Source organism: Mesorhizobium sp. CA6, assembly GCF_020165035.1.
GTDB lineage: Bacteria > Pseudomonadota > Alphaproteobacteria > Rhizobiales > Rhizobiaceae > Mesorhizobium.
Window position 1 is genome coordinate 69,934 of sequence record NZ_JAIUHI010000004.1, and the last position, 15,428, is coordinate 85,361.

13 protein-coding genes are annotated in these 15,428 nt (G+C 63.5%); 8 read left to right on the plus strand and 5 right to left on the minus strand.

All coding sequences use genetic code 11. The annotated features are described in order from the left end of the window. Positions 1-82: 82 nt before the first annotated feature. Positions 83-1,162 carry a LacI family DNA-binding transcriptional regulator gene (locus LB526_RS07100; RefSeq protein ID WP_224546776.1) on the plus strand — a complete coding sequence of 360 codons (1,080 nt, stop codon included), beginning with the start codon at positions 83-85 and terminating at the stop codon, positions 1,160-1,162. Between the two features lie 49 nt (positions 1,163-1,211). On the opposite strand, the gene LB526_RS07105 is transcribed toward LB526_RS07100, so the two are convergent. Continuing rightward, positions 1,212-2,450, minus strand: coding sequence for an OpgC family protein (locus LB526_RS07105; RefSeq protein WP_224546775.1), 1,239 nt, complete (start codon positions 2,448-2,450; stop codon positions 1,212-1,214). Positions 2,451-2,650: 200 nt separating this feature from the next. Between LB526_RS07105 and LB526_RS07110 the strand changes: the two genes are divergently transcribed. Next, positions 2,651-3,316, plus strand: a complete 666-nt coding sequence (locus LB526_RS07110; protein ID WP_224546765.1) for an alpha/beta hydrolase — start codon at positions 2,651-2,653, stop codon at positions 3,314-3,316. 115 nt (positions 3,317-3,431) lie between these two features. On the opposite strand, the gene sthA is transcribed toward LB526_RS07110, so the two are convergent. Continuing rightward, the gene (gene sthA, locus LB526_RS07115) at positions 3,432-4,820 is read right to left on the minus strand and encodes a Si-specific NAD(P)(+) transhydrogenase (RefSeq protein WP_224627021.1); all 1,389 of its coding nucleotides are present in this window, start codon (positions 4,818-4,820) and stop codon (positions 3,432-3,434) included. A gap of 178 nt (positions 4,821-4,998) precedes the next feature. Here sthA and LB526_RS07120 point away from each other — a divergent pair, with 178 nt between their 5' ends. From LB526_RS07120 to LB526_RS07135, 4 genes are all read left to right on the plus strand, one after another. Continuing rightward, complete coding sequence (locus tag LB526_RS07120) at positions 4,999-5,682, plus strand: methyltransferase family protein (protein WP_224627023.1); 684 nt, start codon at positions 4,999-5,001, stop codon at positions 5,680-5,682. Positions 5,683-5,788: 106 nt separating this feature from the next. Then, positions 5,789-6,259 (plus strand): RDD family protein, encoded by a 471-nt coding sequence (locus LB526_RS07125; protein ID WP_224627025.1) that lies wholly within the window; start codon positions 5,789-5,791, stop codon positions 6,257-6,259. 147 nt (positions 6,260-6,406) lie between these two features. Continuing rightward, positions 6,407-7,171, plus strand: a complete 765-nt coding sequence (locus LB526_RS07130) for an arginyltransferase (RefSeq protein WP_224627027.1) — start codon at positions 6,407-6,409, stop codon at positions 7,169-7,171. A gap of 124 nt (positions 7,172-7,295) precedes the next feature. Further along, positions 7,296-8,192 carry a DMT family transporter gene (locus LB526_RS07135; RefSeq protein ID WP_224627284.1) on the plus strand — a complete coding sequence of 299 codons (897 nt, stop codon included), beginning with the start codon at positions 7,296-7,298 and terminating at the stop codon, positions 8,190-8,192. Here the strand turns inward: LB526_RS07135 and LB526_RS07140 are convergent. Together LB526_RS07140 and parC are read right to left on the minus strand one after the other, a co-directional pair. Beyond that, complete coding sequence (locus LB526_RS07140; protein WP_224627029.1) at positions 8,180-9,430, minus strand: AI-2E family transporter; 1,251 nt, start codon at positions 9,428-9,430, stop codon at positions 8,180-8,182. The two genes, LB526_RS07135 and LB526_RS07140, sit on opposite strands and share 13 nt — an antisense overlap. Before the next feature lie 231 nt (positions 9,431-9,661). Continuing rightward, positions 9,662-11,917: a DNA topoisomerase IV subunit A gene (parC, locus tag LB526_RS07145; RefSeq protein ID WP_224627030.1), complete on the minus strand. Its 2,256-nt coding sequence runs from the start codon at positions 11,915-11,917 to the stop codon at positions 9,662-9,664. 163 nt (positions 11,918-12,080) lie between these two features. Here parC and LB526_RS07150 point away from each other — a divergent pair, with 163 nt between their 5' ends. After that, complete coding sequence (locus tag LB526_RS07150; protein ID WP_224530754.1) at positions 12,081-12,311, plus strand: hypothetical protein; 231 nt, start codon at positions 12,081-12,083, stop codon at positions 12,309-12,311. 23 nt (positions 12,312-12,334) lie between these two features. Next, positions 12,335-13,525: a hypothetical protein gene (locus tag LB526_RS07155; protein ID WP_095767710.1), complete on the plus strand. Its 1,191-nt coding sequence runs from the start codon at positions 12,335-12,337 to the stop codon at positions 13,523-13,525. Between the two features lie 94 nt (positions 13,526-13,619). Here the strand turns inward: LB526_RS07155 and aspS are convergent, their stop codons facing one another. Then, positions 13,620-15,410 (minus strand): aspartate--tRNA ligase, encoded by a 1,791-nt coding sequence (aspS, locus tag LB526_RS07160; RefSeq protein WP_224627285.1) that lies wholly within the window; start codon positions 15,408-15,410, stop codon positions 13,620-13,622. Positions 15,411-15,428 lie beyond the last annotated feature (18 nt).

Consider the following 15,428-nt stretch of genomic DNA (forward strand, 5'->3'; position numbering starts at 1 on the left):
GAATCGATCCAACAAAAATGTTAGATGACCAGCAGCAATTCAGCGGTCATGTTCTTCCCGTGACCGGATTCGGAGGAACGACATGGCATCACTCCTCGAAGGCCAGGCAAGACCGATCAGGCTGGCCGACATCGCCAAGGCCGCCGGCGTCTCGCATGGCACGGCCTCAAATGTTTTCAGCCGTCCCGAGATCGTGCGCGCCGAAGTGCGCGAGCGGGTCAAGGCGGTGGCGGAGCAGATGGGTTATGCCGGTCCAGACCCGAAAGGCCGCCTGCTGCGCGCCGGCAAGGTCAACGCCATCGGCGTCGCCACCACCGAGCCGCTCTCCTACTTCTTCGACGATCCGTTCGCCCGCGTGATGATGGCCGGCATTTCCGAAGCCTGCGATGCCACCGGCGCGGGCATCGCGCTGGTCTCGGCCGCCAATCAGGAAAAGCTGGCCTGGAACATTCAGAGCGCGCTTGTCGATGGTTTTGTACTGTTCTGCATCGAAGGCGGCTCGCGTCTTGTCGACCTGACGCGCGAGCGCAGGTTGCCCTTCGTTGCGCTGGAGCTCGGCTTCCAGGACGAGACCGTATCGGCCATCGGCGTCGACAATGTCGCCGGCGCCAGGCTCGCCGCGCGCCATCTCGCCGAGCTTGGCCATCGCCGTTTCGCCGTCCTGTCGCTGGGCTTTGCCGACAACCGAACCGGCTTCGTAACGCCGGAAGCGGTGCGCAGCGCGGTCTACACCGGAACGCGCGATCGCCTTGCGGGCTATTTCGAGGAGCTTTCCCGCTTCGGCATCGATACGGCGAAAATCCCGGTCTATGAGACCGAGAACGAGGAAAAAAGCACCAGGGCCGGCCTCGAGGCGATCTTCGCCAGCGGCGAACCGCCGACCGCCATCCTGGCGATGTCGGACCGCATGGCGCTGATCGCCATCGACTGGCTGAGAGCAAGGGGGCTCGACGTTCCCGGCGATGTCTCCATTGTCGGCTTTGACGGCGTGCCGGACGGCGCGCTGTCCACGCCGCCACTGACCACCATCGCCCAGCCGATCACCGAGATCGGCCGCCGCGCCGCGCGCATGATTCTCGACCATGATGGCGCGGTGCGGCGCGAGACGATGGGCGTCGAGTTCGTCGTCAGAGGTTCGACCGGGCCGGCACCGAAAGCCTGAGCGGGCTCAGGCAATTCGGATAGATCGCAGGCATTTCCTCGCCCTGCGGCTAGTAGCCGCCCGCCCGCGCCGGCAGCGGCTGCACGCCGAATGTCGCACGCGCAGGCTCCTCGCGCACCGGCTTGGCGCGGGATGGGCCGAGGCTGGCAAGCCATTCGAGGTAGAGCGCGAGCGCGAGCTGCATGGCGATGCCTGCCGCGATCAGCAGCGTGTCGTAGGCCGGGCCGCCCGGGTTGATCAGCTTCAGCACCTGCGCCGCCATGGCAAGCAGCGTGCCGGCGATGAAAACCGGCAGCGAGCGCTTGCCCAGGATCGCGAGCGGATTGTCGGGCCGGACGCGGAAGAGGTTGGAGACCGTCGGCAGCGCGACGATCAGATAGCTGACCGCAAGAATGTGCAAGAGCCGCGGCAGCGACAGGAAGGTCTTGTCGAAGCCGCCGATCACCACCGGCAGGTTGAACCATGTGATCTGACCCCAGAGCGGAGTGTGCACCCAGATCGCCGCGCCGACCACATAGATGCCGGCGACACCCAGCAGCCACGGATTGACCAGGATGCGCCCGCCGCGCTTCACATGCAGCATGGCGGCAAGGCCGATGTTGAAAAGGAATTGCCAGGACAGCGGATTGAGGAACCAGAGGCCGGGCTCCGGATAGTTCGGCGGCGCGATCTGCCAGATGCCGGCGACGAGCCACAGCAAGCCGGACGCGATCAGCGCCGGCACGGGCCGATAGCTGACGAACAGCACGAAAGCAGGCGCCGCCAGAAGCAGCGCCGCATAGACCGGCAAGATGTTGTTGTAGCCGAGCTGGTGGCCGAGCGTGACGATGCCGAGCAGCGCCTGCGGCGTGTTGCGCATCAAGGGTTCTATGTTGATCATCGCCAGCATTTCCGGCCGGTGCGCGAACAGCGCGGCGGCGCTAAACAGCGCGATCACCACCATCGTGATGACGATGTGGGAGATGTAGAGCACCCCGGCGCGCCGCCACATCTTCAAGGTCGCGAGCAACCGGCCGCCCGGCTTGAACTTCGTGCCGTAAGCCAGCGCCACCGAGATGCCGGAAATCAGCACGAAGGCTTCCGCCGCGTCGGAAAAGCCGAAATTCTTATAGGTCCAGTTCTCGAAGACGGTGCCAGGCACATGGTCGACGAAAATGGTGAGCAGCGCGAGCGCGCGCAGCACGTCGATACGCGTGTCACGATCGTTGATACGTGTGTCACGATCATTGATGCGCGTATCGCGCTCTCCGACACGCTTATCGCGGTCGTTGGGAACAGGGGTGGTCATCGACAAAAGGCCTCAAAGCTGGTTGTTCATAGCCAGCAAATGCGACCCCCGGGGCGCACCGCTTCGATTCCTCCCACGGGGGAGTGTATCGGCGGAAAAACGGCCCGAATTGCGCCTGGTTCAATCAACTTTCGCGGAGCGCGAAAATATTCCGTTTTGAAGCCGGCAAATCAACGAATCTCTCATGGAATCAAATGGATATGAGCGCTTCCGAATATAGCGATAAAAACAGTATCCTGCGCCGGGACCTCGCCTTTCCTTACCGTCTGCTGAGGCCGGCGAACGCAAGCGGCGAGTGCCTGTTCGTGCTGCACGGGTCAGGTGTCGACGAGACGACGATGCTGCCGCTGGCAAGGCAGATCGCGCCGCGTTCGGTGATCGTCGCGGCGCGCGGCCGCATTCCACAGGAGGACGGATTTCGCTGGTTCGAGCGAATCACGCCGACCAGTTTCGAGCAGGTCTCCATCCATGCCGAGACGGCCGCCTATGCCCAGTTCGTGACGGAGGTCGCGGAGGTGCAGCGGCTCGACCTGCAACGCGCGACCTTCCTTGGCTATTCGAACGGCGCCAATGTCGTCTCCAGCCTGATGCTGCTCCATCCCGGCATTGTCAGACAGGCAGCGCTGTTGAGGGCGATGCCGGTGCTCGACATCTCGCCGATGGCCAACCTCGGCGGCAGCCGCGTGTTGATCATTGCCGGGGCGGCCGACCAGACCTATGGCCCTTTCGCCTCTGCCCTGGTGACACTGTTCAGCGAACGCCAAGCCGAGGTCGACGCGCGCATCGTCGCCTCGGGCCACGAGTTTGGCGATGCGGACGCCGCGATCCTGCGGCAGTGGCTGGCAGCGCCTGTCGCGGTCGCCTGACTGGGCCAGGCGGGGCCCGGTGCGGCCATCAACGATCGAGACCATCGCGGCATGTTATAGGAACATCGTCCAGACACGCGTTGAGGGGCTGCTCGACCGGCCTCGCCCGATCCCCTCACCCATGTCCCATCCGGTTCCAGGCGTCCAGGCCGGCGATCTTGTAGGCCTCGGCCAGCGTCGGGTAGTTGAAGGTGTTGTTGACGAAGAAGTCGACCGTGCCACCGAGATTGATCACGGCTTGGCCGATATGGATGAGCTCGGTGGCGCCCTCGCCGACGATGTGGGCGCCGAGCAGGCGGCGCGTCTCGACCGAGAACAACAGCTTCAGGAACCCGCTGCTGACGCCCATGATGTGGCCGCGCGAGGTTTCGCGGAAGCGCGCCAGGCCGACCTCATAGGCTGCGCCGCTGTCGCGCACCTGCTCTTCCGACAGGCCGACCGTCGAAATCTCGGGCACGGCGTAGATGCCATAAGGAAAGCTCTCCGGCGGCGGCGGCAGGTGAACCCCGAAGGCGTGGCAAGCCGCCACTCGCCCCTGCTCCATCGACGTCGAAGCCAGGCTCGGGAAGCCGATAACGTCGCCCGACGCGTAGATGTTCGGCACGCTGGTCTGGAAAGTCTGCGGATCGACCTTGATGCGGCCGCGGGCGTCGGCCTCGATGCCGACCGTGTCGAGGCCGAGGCTGGCGACATTGCCGGTGCGACCGGCGGCGTAAAGCACCATCTCGGAGCGGATGGTGCGGCCGTCCGCCAATGTCACCTCGGCATGGTCGGGTTTCGAGGCGATCTCCTTCACCGTGCTGCCGAGGCGGATGGTCATGCCGCGGTCGCGCATCTGGTGGATGAAGTCGTCGACGATTTCGCGATCGATGAAGTCGAGGATGGTGTTGCGCGGTTCGACCAGTGTCACCGGCACGTCGAGGGCGGAAAAGATGGTGGCGTATTCGACGCCGATGACGCCGGCGCCGATCACGGTCAGCGTGCGCGGCAGATGATGGAGCTCCAGCATCTCGTCGCTGTCGAAGACGCGCTTCTTGTCGAAGGGCACGTCGGCCGGGCGGTGCGGCCTGGTGCCGACGGCGATCAGCGCGTTGGCGAATCCGACTTCGCTATGGTCGCCATTATCGGCGGTCAGGCTGACTTTGTTCGGCGTGAGGAACTTCACCGCGGCGCGCGCGCTCTTCACCGTGTTGCGCATGAACTGGTGCTGCAGCACCTCGACCTCATGGTCGAGCGTCTTGTGCAGCCGGTCGACCAGATCCGAGATCGAAATGTCCTGCTTGACCCGGTAGCCGCGTCCGTAGAAGCCGCGTTCGCGCCAGCCCGAGAGGTTGAGCACCGTCTCGCGCAGCGTCTTCGACGGGATGGTTCCGGTATGCACCGAGACGCCGCCAAGGCGCCGGCCCCTGTCGACCACCAGCACCGACTTGCCAAGCTTGGCTGATTGCACCGCGGCGCGGCGCCCCGAAGGGCCGCTGCCGATGACCAGCATGTCGTAGTCCATGTCCCGTCCCTTTGTGCGCCGCAGCAAGCTAGACCGGGAAGAATGTCATGTTCAACAGGCAACACCATTTCCTCGGTAGGCGAATCCGCCGATGCAACCAAAAGCACGAGAAACCTTAACCGGACGGCAAGGCTTGCGTGCAATGGTCCATGTCGAGGGGACCACCGGGGTAACAGAGTTGGCGATTTCCAAAAGCGATGCGCTGCCTGGCGCAGAGACCGGTTTCTGGTCCGGCCTTCAGAGCAGCGTGGTTCTCACCGACCTGCGCGAGGGCCTGTTCCGTTTCATCGCGCTGGTGGTCGCCGCGGTCTTCGTCTATCGCGGTGCGCGTCACCTCGTCATCGATCCGGGCCGGCTGAACATCCTGCTGCTCATGATCTCCGACGTTCTGACCTTTACCTGGCTGCTGCTGGCGCGCCGGCCGATTGTCCGCGACTGGAGCCCTTTCACGGTATTCATCTCGGTGACGGCCGCTTTCGGTTCGGGTTTCGTATCGCTCCAGGATGGAATTGCCGTCATCCCGCTCTATATCGCGGCGCCGCTGCAATTCCTGGCGCTGTGGCTGGTGATCTGGGGTAAGATGTCGCTTGGCCGCTCCTTCGCCATCCTGCCGGCCAACCGCGGCGTCGTCACCGGCGGCGCCTATCGGTTCGTGCGGCACCCAATCTATGCCGGCTATCTGGCAGGGCACATCCTGTTCCTGCTGTCGAGCTTCTCGCTCTACAATTTCGCCGTCTACGCGATCATTACCCTGTTCCAGGTCCATCGCATCCTGCGCGAGGAGCGCATCCTGGCGCTGACAGAGGAGTATCGCGACTATCTCGGGCGGGTTCGCTACAGGCTCTGTCCCGGCATCTTCTGACGTCGCGCCCGGCGGTGGCGGGCACGTTCCTTGAATTCCAGGCCGCCCTCACCATTTGAAAAGGCGGCAGGCATTCCCACGGGGGTGCTGCGATCGAGGAACGGATATGAACGCACGCGTATTGGACGGCGAGATCATCACGACGAGGTTTGAGGACACCCGCGCATATCGTGGGGTGCGGACAAGGCGCATTTTCGCCTTCCTGCTCGACTATTTCTTCGTCGCGCTGCTGACCATTCCCTTCGCCATCCTGGTCGCCATTCTCGGGCTGTTGACCTTCGGCCTCGGCTGGGCGCTGTTTTCGGTGCTGGTGCCGATGGTTGCCATTCTCTACATCTGGAACACGCTGGGCAGCCACGACCAGGCGACGACCGGCATGAAGATCATGGGCATTCGCCTGGAGAAGCTCGACGGCAGCCGCATCGACGGCATGACGGCTGTGGTTCACTCGGTGCTGTTCTGGGCCGGCAACGTCATCCTGACGCCGCTGGTGCTCCTGGTCACGCTGTTCTCCGACCGCAAGCGCACGCTGCACGACCTGCTGCTCGGCACCGTCGTAACCCGCACCGATATCTGACGGATTCACGGCCGCACGCATCAAGCCGCCGCGTCGCCCGTGCTTAAATATGAACAGGCCAAGGCCATCGCGGCAGCATAATCCTGTTGAATTTTTCGGCGACCGGGCCAAAGGTAGGGCGATTCGCAGGAGCGTTTCCAAGATTAGATGACGCAGCATCCGACCCAGTCGCCGCAGTTCTTCCTGACCGCGCCGTCGCCGTGCCCCTACCTGGAGGGACAGTTCGAGCGCAAGGTGTTCACGCACCTTGTCGGCGACAAGGCGCCGGAGATGAATGACCTCTTGACGCAAGGCGGCTTCCGGCGCTCGCAGAACATCGCCTACCGTCCGGCCTGCGAGTCGTGCCGCGCCTGTGTGTCGGTCCGCATCCTGGCACAGGAATTCAGTCCCAGCCGCAACATGCGCCGCGTCATCCAGCACAATGCCGACCTCGTCGGCGCCATGCATGACGCGCAGCCTTCGACGGAGCAATACTCCCTCTTCCGCAGCTACCTCGACGCCCGGCATCGCCGCGGCGGCATGTCGGACATGACCGTGCTCGACTATGCGATGATGGTGGAAGACACGCATGTCGACACCAAGATCATCGAATACCGGCGTCGCGGCCCCGACACGTTCATAACCGGCAAGGGCCATGGCGAGCTGATAGCCGTCGCGCTCACCGACAAGATGGCCGATGGCCTGTCGATGGTCTATTCCTACTTCAATCCCGAGTTCGAGGACCGCTCGCTCGGCACCTTCATGATCCTCGATCACATCGCCCGCGCCAAGGCGATGGGACTGCCCCACGTCTATCTCGGCTACTGGGTCAACGGCTCGCGCAAGATGAATTATAAGATGCGCTTCATGCCGCAGGAGCATCTCGGCCCGAAAGGCTGGGAACGCTACGACCACGAAGCGGTCAGTCGCTGAACCTCCCCACGCTTCATCCTTAACTGTTTCAAGGAGGAGGACACCGGTCTTTCGGCCCTCAGGCTGGAACGAGCGCGGCGTGGCCGCTGTGCGCCTGCTCAAGATAGTTTGCGAGAATGCCCAAGTGTCCACCCACACCGACCACCAGAAAGGTCTCCTGATCACCGCCATAGGCGGCCTCACACTGACCATCGACATACCGCTGATCCGGCTCGCCGACGGCACACCCTGGACGATCATGATGTTGCGCACCGCCACCACCTTGCTGGCCGGGCTGGTGGTGTGGGCCGTCTGGCGGTCGTTCGACCGGAACGCACCCCGGCTCATCCCAGGCTGGTCGGGACTTGCCGTGGCCTTTTGCTACGGCATGACTGGGATATGCTTCGTCACGGCGGTTTATCACACCTCGACGGCCGACCTTGTCTTCATCCTGGCCTTCAACACCGTGTTCGCGGCGCTGCTGTCATGGCTCTTCCTCAAGGAAAGACCGCGGCCTGCAACCGTCATCGCCATGCTGGCGATGATTTTCGGCGTGCTGATCATCGTCGGCGGCTCCGTCGGCACCGGGCATCTGTTCGGCGATTTCATGGCGCTGTGCTCGACCTTCTTCGTCGCCCTCGCCATCACCATTTCGCGCGCCAGCGGCGAGGACATGGGCTTCACCGCGCTGGTCGGCGTCATCCTGCCGCTGGCGCTCGCCGTCTTCATGGTTTCAGGCGAAGGCGTTCACGTGAACGCACCGTGGTGGATCGTCTTCAACGGCGCCGTGATCATGCCGATCTCGTTCTTCTGCCTTGCCAACGGACCGAAATACATTTCAGGCCCGGAAGTGGCGATGTTCTATCTGCTGGAGACGGTGCTGGCGCCAGTCTGGGTCTGGCTGATCTTCGCCGAGGAGCCCACACGCAACAGCCTGATCGGCGGCTCGATCCTGATCGTGACGCTGGTCGCGCATTCGCTGTGGCAATTGCATGAGGGCCGCAAGCGCCGTGCCGCGCTTGCCGTGGTTCACCCGGCCTGAACTTTCCTCGGCTCGGCCGCAGCTTCGATCTGTGGCGGCGCGCCGGCCTCGTCGGCGACAGGCGGAAGCTCGTCCATGATCTCGACCTCGCGCAGCCATTCGCGCCAGATGGCGACGAGCAGCGCCATCAACACCGGGCCGATGAACAAGCCGAGGAAACCCATCGTCTTGACGCCGCCGATCAAGCCGAAAAAGGTCGGCAGGAAGGGGAGCTTGATCGGGCCGCCGACCAGCTTGGGCCGCAGCGTCTTGTCAACGATGAAGAGCTCGACCGCGCCCCAGATGAACAGGGCCGCGCCGGCGAAAAGCTTGCCGCTGGCGGCGAGGTAGATCGATACCAGGGTGAAGGAGAGCGGCGCACCGCCGGGGATCAGCGCCATGATGCCGGTAAGCGCGCCGAGCGTCACCGGGGATGGCACGCCGGCCAGCCAATAGGCGATGCCGAGCACAAGGCCCTCGCCGATGGCGATGATGGTCATGCCCGTCACGGTCGAGGAAATGGTTGCCGGCACGACGCGCGAGATACGTTCCCAGCGCGTCGGCAGGATGCGTTCGCCGAGGCGATCGACCTGGGCCGCGAAAGACTCGCCGTCGCGATAGGCGAAGAACAGCGCGATCATCATGAACAGAAGCGTCAGAATCAGGCTGAAGGCGCTGCCACCGGCGGCCAAGGCGCCGCGATAGATGCTGCCGATGTTGGAGCCGCTGATCAGCTGGATCAACTCGCCGATGCCGCCGGGATGGCCGAGATAGGCCGTCCACTGCTCGTTCAGCCACTGGCCGACGACCGGTATGGCGGCGATCCAACCCGGTGTCGCCGCGCCGTGGCGATTGGTCTCGATCGCCCAAGTGACCCACTCGCGCAGCTCGTTGATGGCATAGGTGCCGGCAAGCGCGATCGGCACCACCAGGAAGGTGAGGATGAAAAGGATCGCCAAGGTCGCGCCGACCGTTCGGTTGCCGCCGACACCAACGAGCAGCCGGCGGTACAGCGGCCAACTGGCAAAGGCGATGACGAGCGCCGCCAGCACCGGGAACAGAAAGCCGTGGAAGAAATACACGCCGGCAGCGACGATCAGCACCAGGAGCCAGCGCGCCGCCGACAGCGGCGGGATGACGGCCGCCCTCAGCGGCGTCGACAGGCCGAACAGGCGCTGCCCCGGCTTCTGGATCTCGGCGCGCTTCAACCCGGCGTTGCTCCCTGCCTGATGGTTCGATGGATGCTTATGCACCATCATAGTGCAGCAATCGTGACGATAGTCCAAATAGTGCCTTTCCTTCTCCCCTTGTAGGAGAAGGTGGATCGGCGCGCAGCGCCGAGACGGATGAGGGGTGTTCAAGCGGGGTGAGGCGTTGGCGACCCCATATCGCGGCATCCAACGCAGCTCAAGTCCGTGTCAAGCTAGAACACCCCTCATCCGTCGCCTTCGGCGACACCTTCTCCCGCAAGGCGAGAAGGAAAGGCTGCTTCACCCAAATTTCCCCGTCCTGGGGAAACCCTTCGGCACCATGCGGCCGGCGGCGGCGCGGGCTCCGATCCATTCGGTCAGCTCCTCGCGCGACTTGGTGAAAGTGCGATCGGCCGAATCCTGCCAGGAGAGCCCCGTCGCCAGGGTGAAGGTCTTCAGGTCCAGCACGCCGCCGTCCTTGTATTTCTGCAGCCGTACACCCTTGCCGCGCGCCATTTCCGGAATTTCGGCCAGGGGGAAGACCAGCATCTTGCGGTTCTCGCCGACGATGGCGAGATGGTCGCCCGAAACCGGGATGCAGCGCTTGGCCTCGTCCGGCGCCTTGACGTTCATCACCTGCTTGCCCTTGCGGGTGTTGGCGACGACCTCTTCCTCCGAAACGACGAAACCGTTGGCGTCGTATGAGACGAGCAGCAGCTTGCGTTTGGGATCATGGACGAAGGCAGTGACGATGTCCTGGTCGTTCTCCATGTCGACGATGATGCGGATCGGCTCGCCATGGCCGCGTCCGCCCGGCAGCCGGTCGGCGCCGATGGTGTAGAACTTACCGCCGGTGGTGAAAACCAGGATCTTGTCCGTGGTCTGGGCATGGAACGCGAGCTTCAGGCTGTCGCCTTCCTTGAAGGTGAGCTGCGAATGGTCGGTCAGGTGGCCCTTCATGGCGCGCAGCCAACCCTTTTCCGACACAACGACGGTGACCGGCTCGCGCTCGATCATGGCGTGCGCGATGTCGGTCAGGTCGTGCTCGGGGGCATCGGCAAACTGGGTGCGACGCTTGCCAAGTTCGGTCTGCGGACCGAACGTGTCGCGGACCTTGGCGACTTCCCACTTGATCGTCGACCATTGCTTGGCGTCGGAAGCCAGCAGGGCCTCGATCTGCTTCTTCTCGGCGGTAAGGCCGTCGAATTCCTTGCGGATCTCGATCTCTTCGAGCTTGCGCAAAGCGCGCAGGCGCATGTTGAGGATCGCTTCGGCCTGGTTGTCGGTGAGCGACCAGCGGGCCATCATCACCTGCTTGGGCTCATCCTCCTCGCGGATGATCCTGATGACCTCGTCGATGTTGAGATAGGCGATCAGGTAGCCGGCGAGGATTTCCAGCCGCTTCTCGATCTCGCCGAGCCGGTACTTCGAACGGCGGATCAAAACCTCGCGGCGGTGGTCGAGCCACTCCTTCAGCACGCCCTTCAGCGAGAGCACGTTCGGCACCTTGCCGCGCGACAGCACATTCATGTTGAGCGGGAAACGGCTTTCCAGCTCAGTGAGCTTGAACAGCGATTCCATGAGGATGCCGGGATCGACGGTGCGGCTCTTCGGCACCAGGACGATGCGGATGTCCTCCGCACTCTCGTCGCGGATGTCTTCGAGCAGCGGCAGCTTGCGTGCCATCAACAGCTCGGCGATCTTCTCGATCAGCCTGGCCTTCTGCACGCCGTAGGGGATCTCGGTGACGACGATGCTCCAGGTGCCCCTGCCCTGGTCCTCCTGGCCCCATTTGGAGCGCACGCGGAAACCGCCGCGCCCCGTCTCATAGGCTTCGAGGATCGAGGCGCGGCTGTCGACGATGATGCCGCCGGTCGGGAAATCCGGTCCTTGGACGAAATCCATCAGCTTCGCCACCGGCGCTTCCGGATGCTCGATCAGGTGGAGTGCCGCGTCGCAAAGCTCGGCCGCGTTGTGCGGCGGGATCGAGGTCGCCATGCCGACGGCAATGCCCGACGAGCCGTTGGCGAGCAGGTTCGGGAAGGCGCCCGGCAGGACGGACGGCTCCTCGTCCTCTTCATTATAGGTCGGGCGGAAGTCGACCGCGTCCTCGGTGATGCCGGAAAGCAGCTCGCTCGCCACCTCGGTCATGCGCGCTTCGGTGTAGCGCATGGCGGCAGCGTTATCGCCGTCGATGTTGCCGAAATTGCCCTGGCCGTCGACCAGCGGGTAGCGCATCGAGAAATCCTGCGCCAGCCGCACCAGGGCGTCATAGATCGACTGATCGCCATGCGGATGGAACTTGCCCATCACGTCGCCGACGATGCGGGCGCATTTGGCGAAGCCCTGATCGGGGTTGAGTCTCAGCAGCCGCATGGCATGCATGATGCGGCGATGGACGGGCTTCAGTCCGTCGCGCACATCTGGTAGCGCCCGGTGCATGATGGTCGACAGCGCGTAAGCGAGATAGCGCCGCTCGAGCGCTTCCTTCAGATCGACCGGTTCGATTTTATCGCCGCCGCCATTGTCATCAGGCGGCAAAAGCCTTTTTCCCATGGATTTGGACTAGCCGAGCGGGTGATTCGCGGCAAGCGCCGCGTGAACGTCGGCGCATTCGCCGCGGCTACAGACACGCAGCCGGCGGTGTGAAGGATTTCACGGAAGCGGCACCACGGCAGCTGCAATTTGCCGCCGATCTGCAACAGGCTTGGTCGGCAACATGACGCCGACCAACATCAATCCGTTACATGCGGCCGCTATCTGGCAATGCAACGCGCTGGCGGAGGAAAGCCGCGGTCTTCATGACAAATTCACCGCATCGGGCAATAGCTGCCGACCGGCGTTTGCTTTTCATCGCCGTTTTCGACAAATGGGCCCGGAAATGCCTTTTTCCCGTCCCGTTCGTCACGGAATGGTGATGGAGCAGATGTCAAAAATAATTTCACAATAGCCAATCAGGACAGGGAACTCGCCATGACAATCCAACGCTCAACACTCAAGAAACTGGCCTTTTCGACCTTTCTGCTGACGCTGCCGCTCAATTCGGCCTTCGCCGCCGATCCGGCGGTGGCCGAGCGCATCAAGGCGGCCCTTGCCGCCCAGGGCGTCGAGATTTCCTGGACAGGTGTCTCCGGCGACGATTCGAACGCCGTCCTGCAAGGTGTTTCCATCAAGCCGGCGGCCGAGAAGGAAGCGCTGCCGATCGGCGACGTGAAGCTGGAGGGGGTCAGCGAGGCCAATGGCAGCTATGAGATCGCAACCCTCTCGACCTCGCCTTTCGAGCACAGCAAGGACGGCGTGACGCTCAATCTCAGCCCGGTGGTCGTCCATGACATGAAGGTCCCGGCCGAAGGCGGGACCGATCCGCTCGGCTCGCTGATGATGTACAAGTCGGCGGAACTCTCCAACATGACGGTCAAGGTCGGCGACAAGACGGCGTTCGCGATGGACGGGCTTGCCGTCCAGATCACCCCGCCGGCCGACGGCAAGGCGATGGACTTTACCGCCAACACCGAAAAATTCACCGCCGACCTGTCGCTGGTCGACGATCCGAAGTCAAAGGAAGCGATCGACGCGCTCGGCTACCAGAACATCTCGGGCAACATCGCGATGGCCGGCACCTGGCAGCCGAGCGACGGCAAGATGGAGCTGTCGAAATATGACATCTCGGTCGAGAATGCCGGCACGCTCGGCATGACCTTCAATCTCGGCGGCTACACGCTCGACTTCATCAAGTCGATGCAGGAGATGCAGAAGAAGCTCGCCGCCCAGCCGGAAGGCGCCGACAATTCCGCGCAAGGCATGGCCATGCTCGGCCTGATGCAGCAGCTTTCTTTCAACGGCGCATCGGTGCGCTTCGAGGACGATTCGCTCACCGGCAAGGTGCTCGACTATGTCGGCAAGCAACAGGGCATGTCGGCCAAGGACGTCGCCAACCAGGCCAAGGCGATCGTGCCGTTCGGCATGGCGCAGCTCAACAATCCCGAGCTGACGGCGGAAGTCTCGGCGGCAGTCAATACCTTCCTCGACAATCCAAAGAGCCTGGAAATCTCGGCCGAGCCGCCGTCGTCGGTGCCGTTCGCGCTGATCATGGCCGGCGCCATGTCCAACCCGCTCGACCTGCCGAAGACGCTTGGCGTCAAGGTCAAGGCGAACCAAGACTGATCGGACAGTCAGCTGCAAAGAAAAGCCCGGCAGCGATGCCGGGCTTTTTTGTCGAACCGATTTCTCGAAAAGAAGGAGAGGCTTGGCTCGGGTCCTAGCCTTCCTTCTTCGTAACCGCGACGCGCAGTGACAGCTCGCGCAGCTGTTGCGGGGTCGCTTCCGACGGCGCGTTCATCAAAAGGTCGTAGGCCTGCTGATTCATCGGGAACATGGTGATCTCGCGCAGGTTCTTGGCCCCCACGAGCAGCATGACGATGCGGTCAACGCCGGCCGCCATGCCGCCATGCGGCGGCGCGCCATACTGGAAGGCGCGATAAAGGCCGCCGAAGCGCTCCTCCACGGTTGCGCGGTCGAGACCGACCATCTCGAAAGCCTTGACCATGGTTTCCGGCAGATGGTTGCGGATGCCGCCCGACGCTATTTCGAAGCCGTTGCAGACCATGTCGTACTGGAACGCCTTGATGCTGAGGGGCTCCTGGCCGTTCAGCGCATCGATGCCGCCCTGCGGCATCGAGAACGGGTTGTGGGCGAAGTCGATCTTCTTCTCGTCCTCGTTCCATTCGAAGAACGGGAAATCGACGATCCAGCAGAGCTCGAAACGCTCGCGATCGACGAGGTTCAGCTCCTCGCCGGCTCGGGTGCGCGCGGCGCCTGCGAAGGTGACGAACTTCTTCGGGTCGCCGGCGACGAAGAAGGCGGCGTCGCCATCGGCAAGGCCGAGCTGCTGGCGGATCGCCTCGGTGCGCTCCTCGCCGATGTTCTTGGCGATCGGACCCGCGCCTTCGAGTTTTTCACCTTCCTTGCGCCAGAAGATGTAGCCCAGCCCGGGCTGCCCCTCACCTTGCGCCCAGGAGTTCATGCGGTCGCAGAAGGCGCGGCTGCCGCCGGTCTTGGCCGGAATGGCCCAGACCTCGGCTTTCGCATCGTTGGCGAGGATGTTGGCGAACACCTTGAAGCCGGAGTCGCGGAAATGATCCGAGACCGCCTGCATCTCGATCGGGTTGCGCAGGTCCGGCTTGTCGGTGCCGTAGGTGCGCATCGCCTCGTCATAGGGAATGCGGCGGAATTCCTGGGTCACCGGCTTGCCGGCGGCGAAAGTCTCGAAGACGCCGCGAAGCACCGGCTCCATGGTAGAGAGCACGTCGTCCTGCTCGACGAAGCTCATCTCGAGGTCGAGCTGGTAGAATTCGCCAGGCAGGCGGTCGGCGCGCGGGTCCTCGTCGCGGAAGCAGGGCGCGATCTGGAAATAGCGGTCGAAGCCGGAGACCATGATCAGCTGCTTGTACTGCTGCGGCGCCTGCGGCAACGCGTAGAAGGTGCCGGGATGGATGCGCGACGGCACCAGGAAATCGCGCGCCCCTTCGGGCGACGACGCGGTGAGGATCGGCGTCGAAAACTCGGTGAAGCCGACCTCCCCCATGCGCTTGCGCATCTCGGCGATGATTTTTGTCCGCGCGACGATGTTCTTGTGCAGTGTCTCGCGGCGCAGATCGAGGAAGCGGTATTTCAGGCGGATGTCTTCCGGGTAGTCCGGCTCGCCGAACACCGGCAGCGGCAGCTCCTTGGCGGCCGACAGGACTTCGATCTCGCGCGCGAAAATCTCGATCTCACCGGTCGGCAGGTTCGGATTGACGGTTTCCGGCAGCCGCGCCTTGACCTCGCCGTCGACGCGGATCACCCATTCGCCGCGCAAGGTCTCAGCGACCTTGAAGGCCGGCGAATCCGGATCGGCGACGATCTGGGTCAGGCCGTAGTGGTCGCGAAGATCGATGAAGAGCAGTCCGCCATGGTCGCGCACGCGATGCACCCAGCCCGACAGGCGGACGGAATTGCCGACGTCGTTCTTTCTCAACTGGGCACAGGTGTGGCTGCGGTAACGATGCATAGTCATGGGGTAAAGTCC

Coding starts and splice junctions, on each gene's coding strand:
- LB526_RS07100 (WP_224546776.1), top strand. CDS start 83: ATGGCATCACTCCTCGAAGGCCAGGCAAGACCGATCAGGCTGGCCGAC.
- LB526_RS07105 (WP_224546775.1), bottom strand. CDS start 2,450: ATGACCACCCCTGTTCCCAACGACCGCGATAAGCGTGTCGGAGAGCGC.
- LB526_RS07110 (WP_224546765.1), top strand. CDS start 2,651: ATGAGCGCTTCCGAATATAGCGATAAAAACAGTATCCTGCGCCGGGAC.
- sthA (WP_224627021.1), bottom strand. CDS start 4,820: ATGGACTACGACATGCTGGTCATCGGCAGCGGCCCTTCGGGGCGCCGC.
- LB526_RS07125 (WP_224627025.1), top strand. CDS start 5,789: ATGAACGCACGCGTATTGGACGGCGAGATCATCACGACGAGGTTTGAG.
- LB526_RS07130 (WP_224627027.1), top strand. CDS start 6,407: ATGACGCAGCATCCGACCCAGTCGCCGCAGTTCTTCCTGACCGCGCCG.
- LB526_RS07140 (WP_224627029.1), bottom strand. CDS start 9,430: ATGATGGTGCATAAGCATCCATCGAACCATCAGGCAGGGAGCAACGCC.
- parC (WP_224627030.1), bottom strand. CDS start 11,917: ATGGGAAAAAGGCTTTTGCCGCCTGATGACAATGGCGGCGGCGATAAA.
- LB526_RS07150 (WP_224530754.1), top strand. CDS start 12,081: ATGACGCCGACCAACATCAATCCGTTACATGCGGCCGCTATCTGGCAA.
- LB526_RS07155 (WP_095767710.1), top strand. CDS start 12,335: ATGACAATCCAACGCTCAACACTCAAGAAACTGGCCTTTTCGACCTTT.
- aspS (WP_224627285.1), bottom strand. CDS start 15,410: ATGCATCGTTACCGCAGCCACACCTGTGCCCAGTTGAGAAAGAACGAC.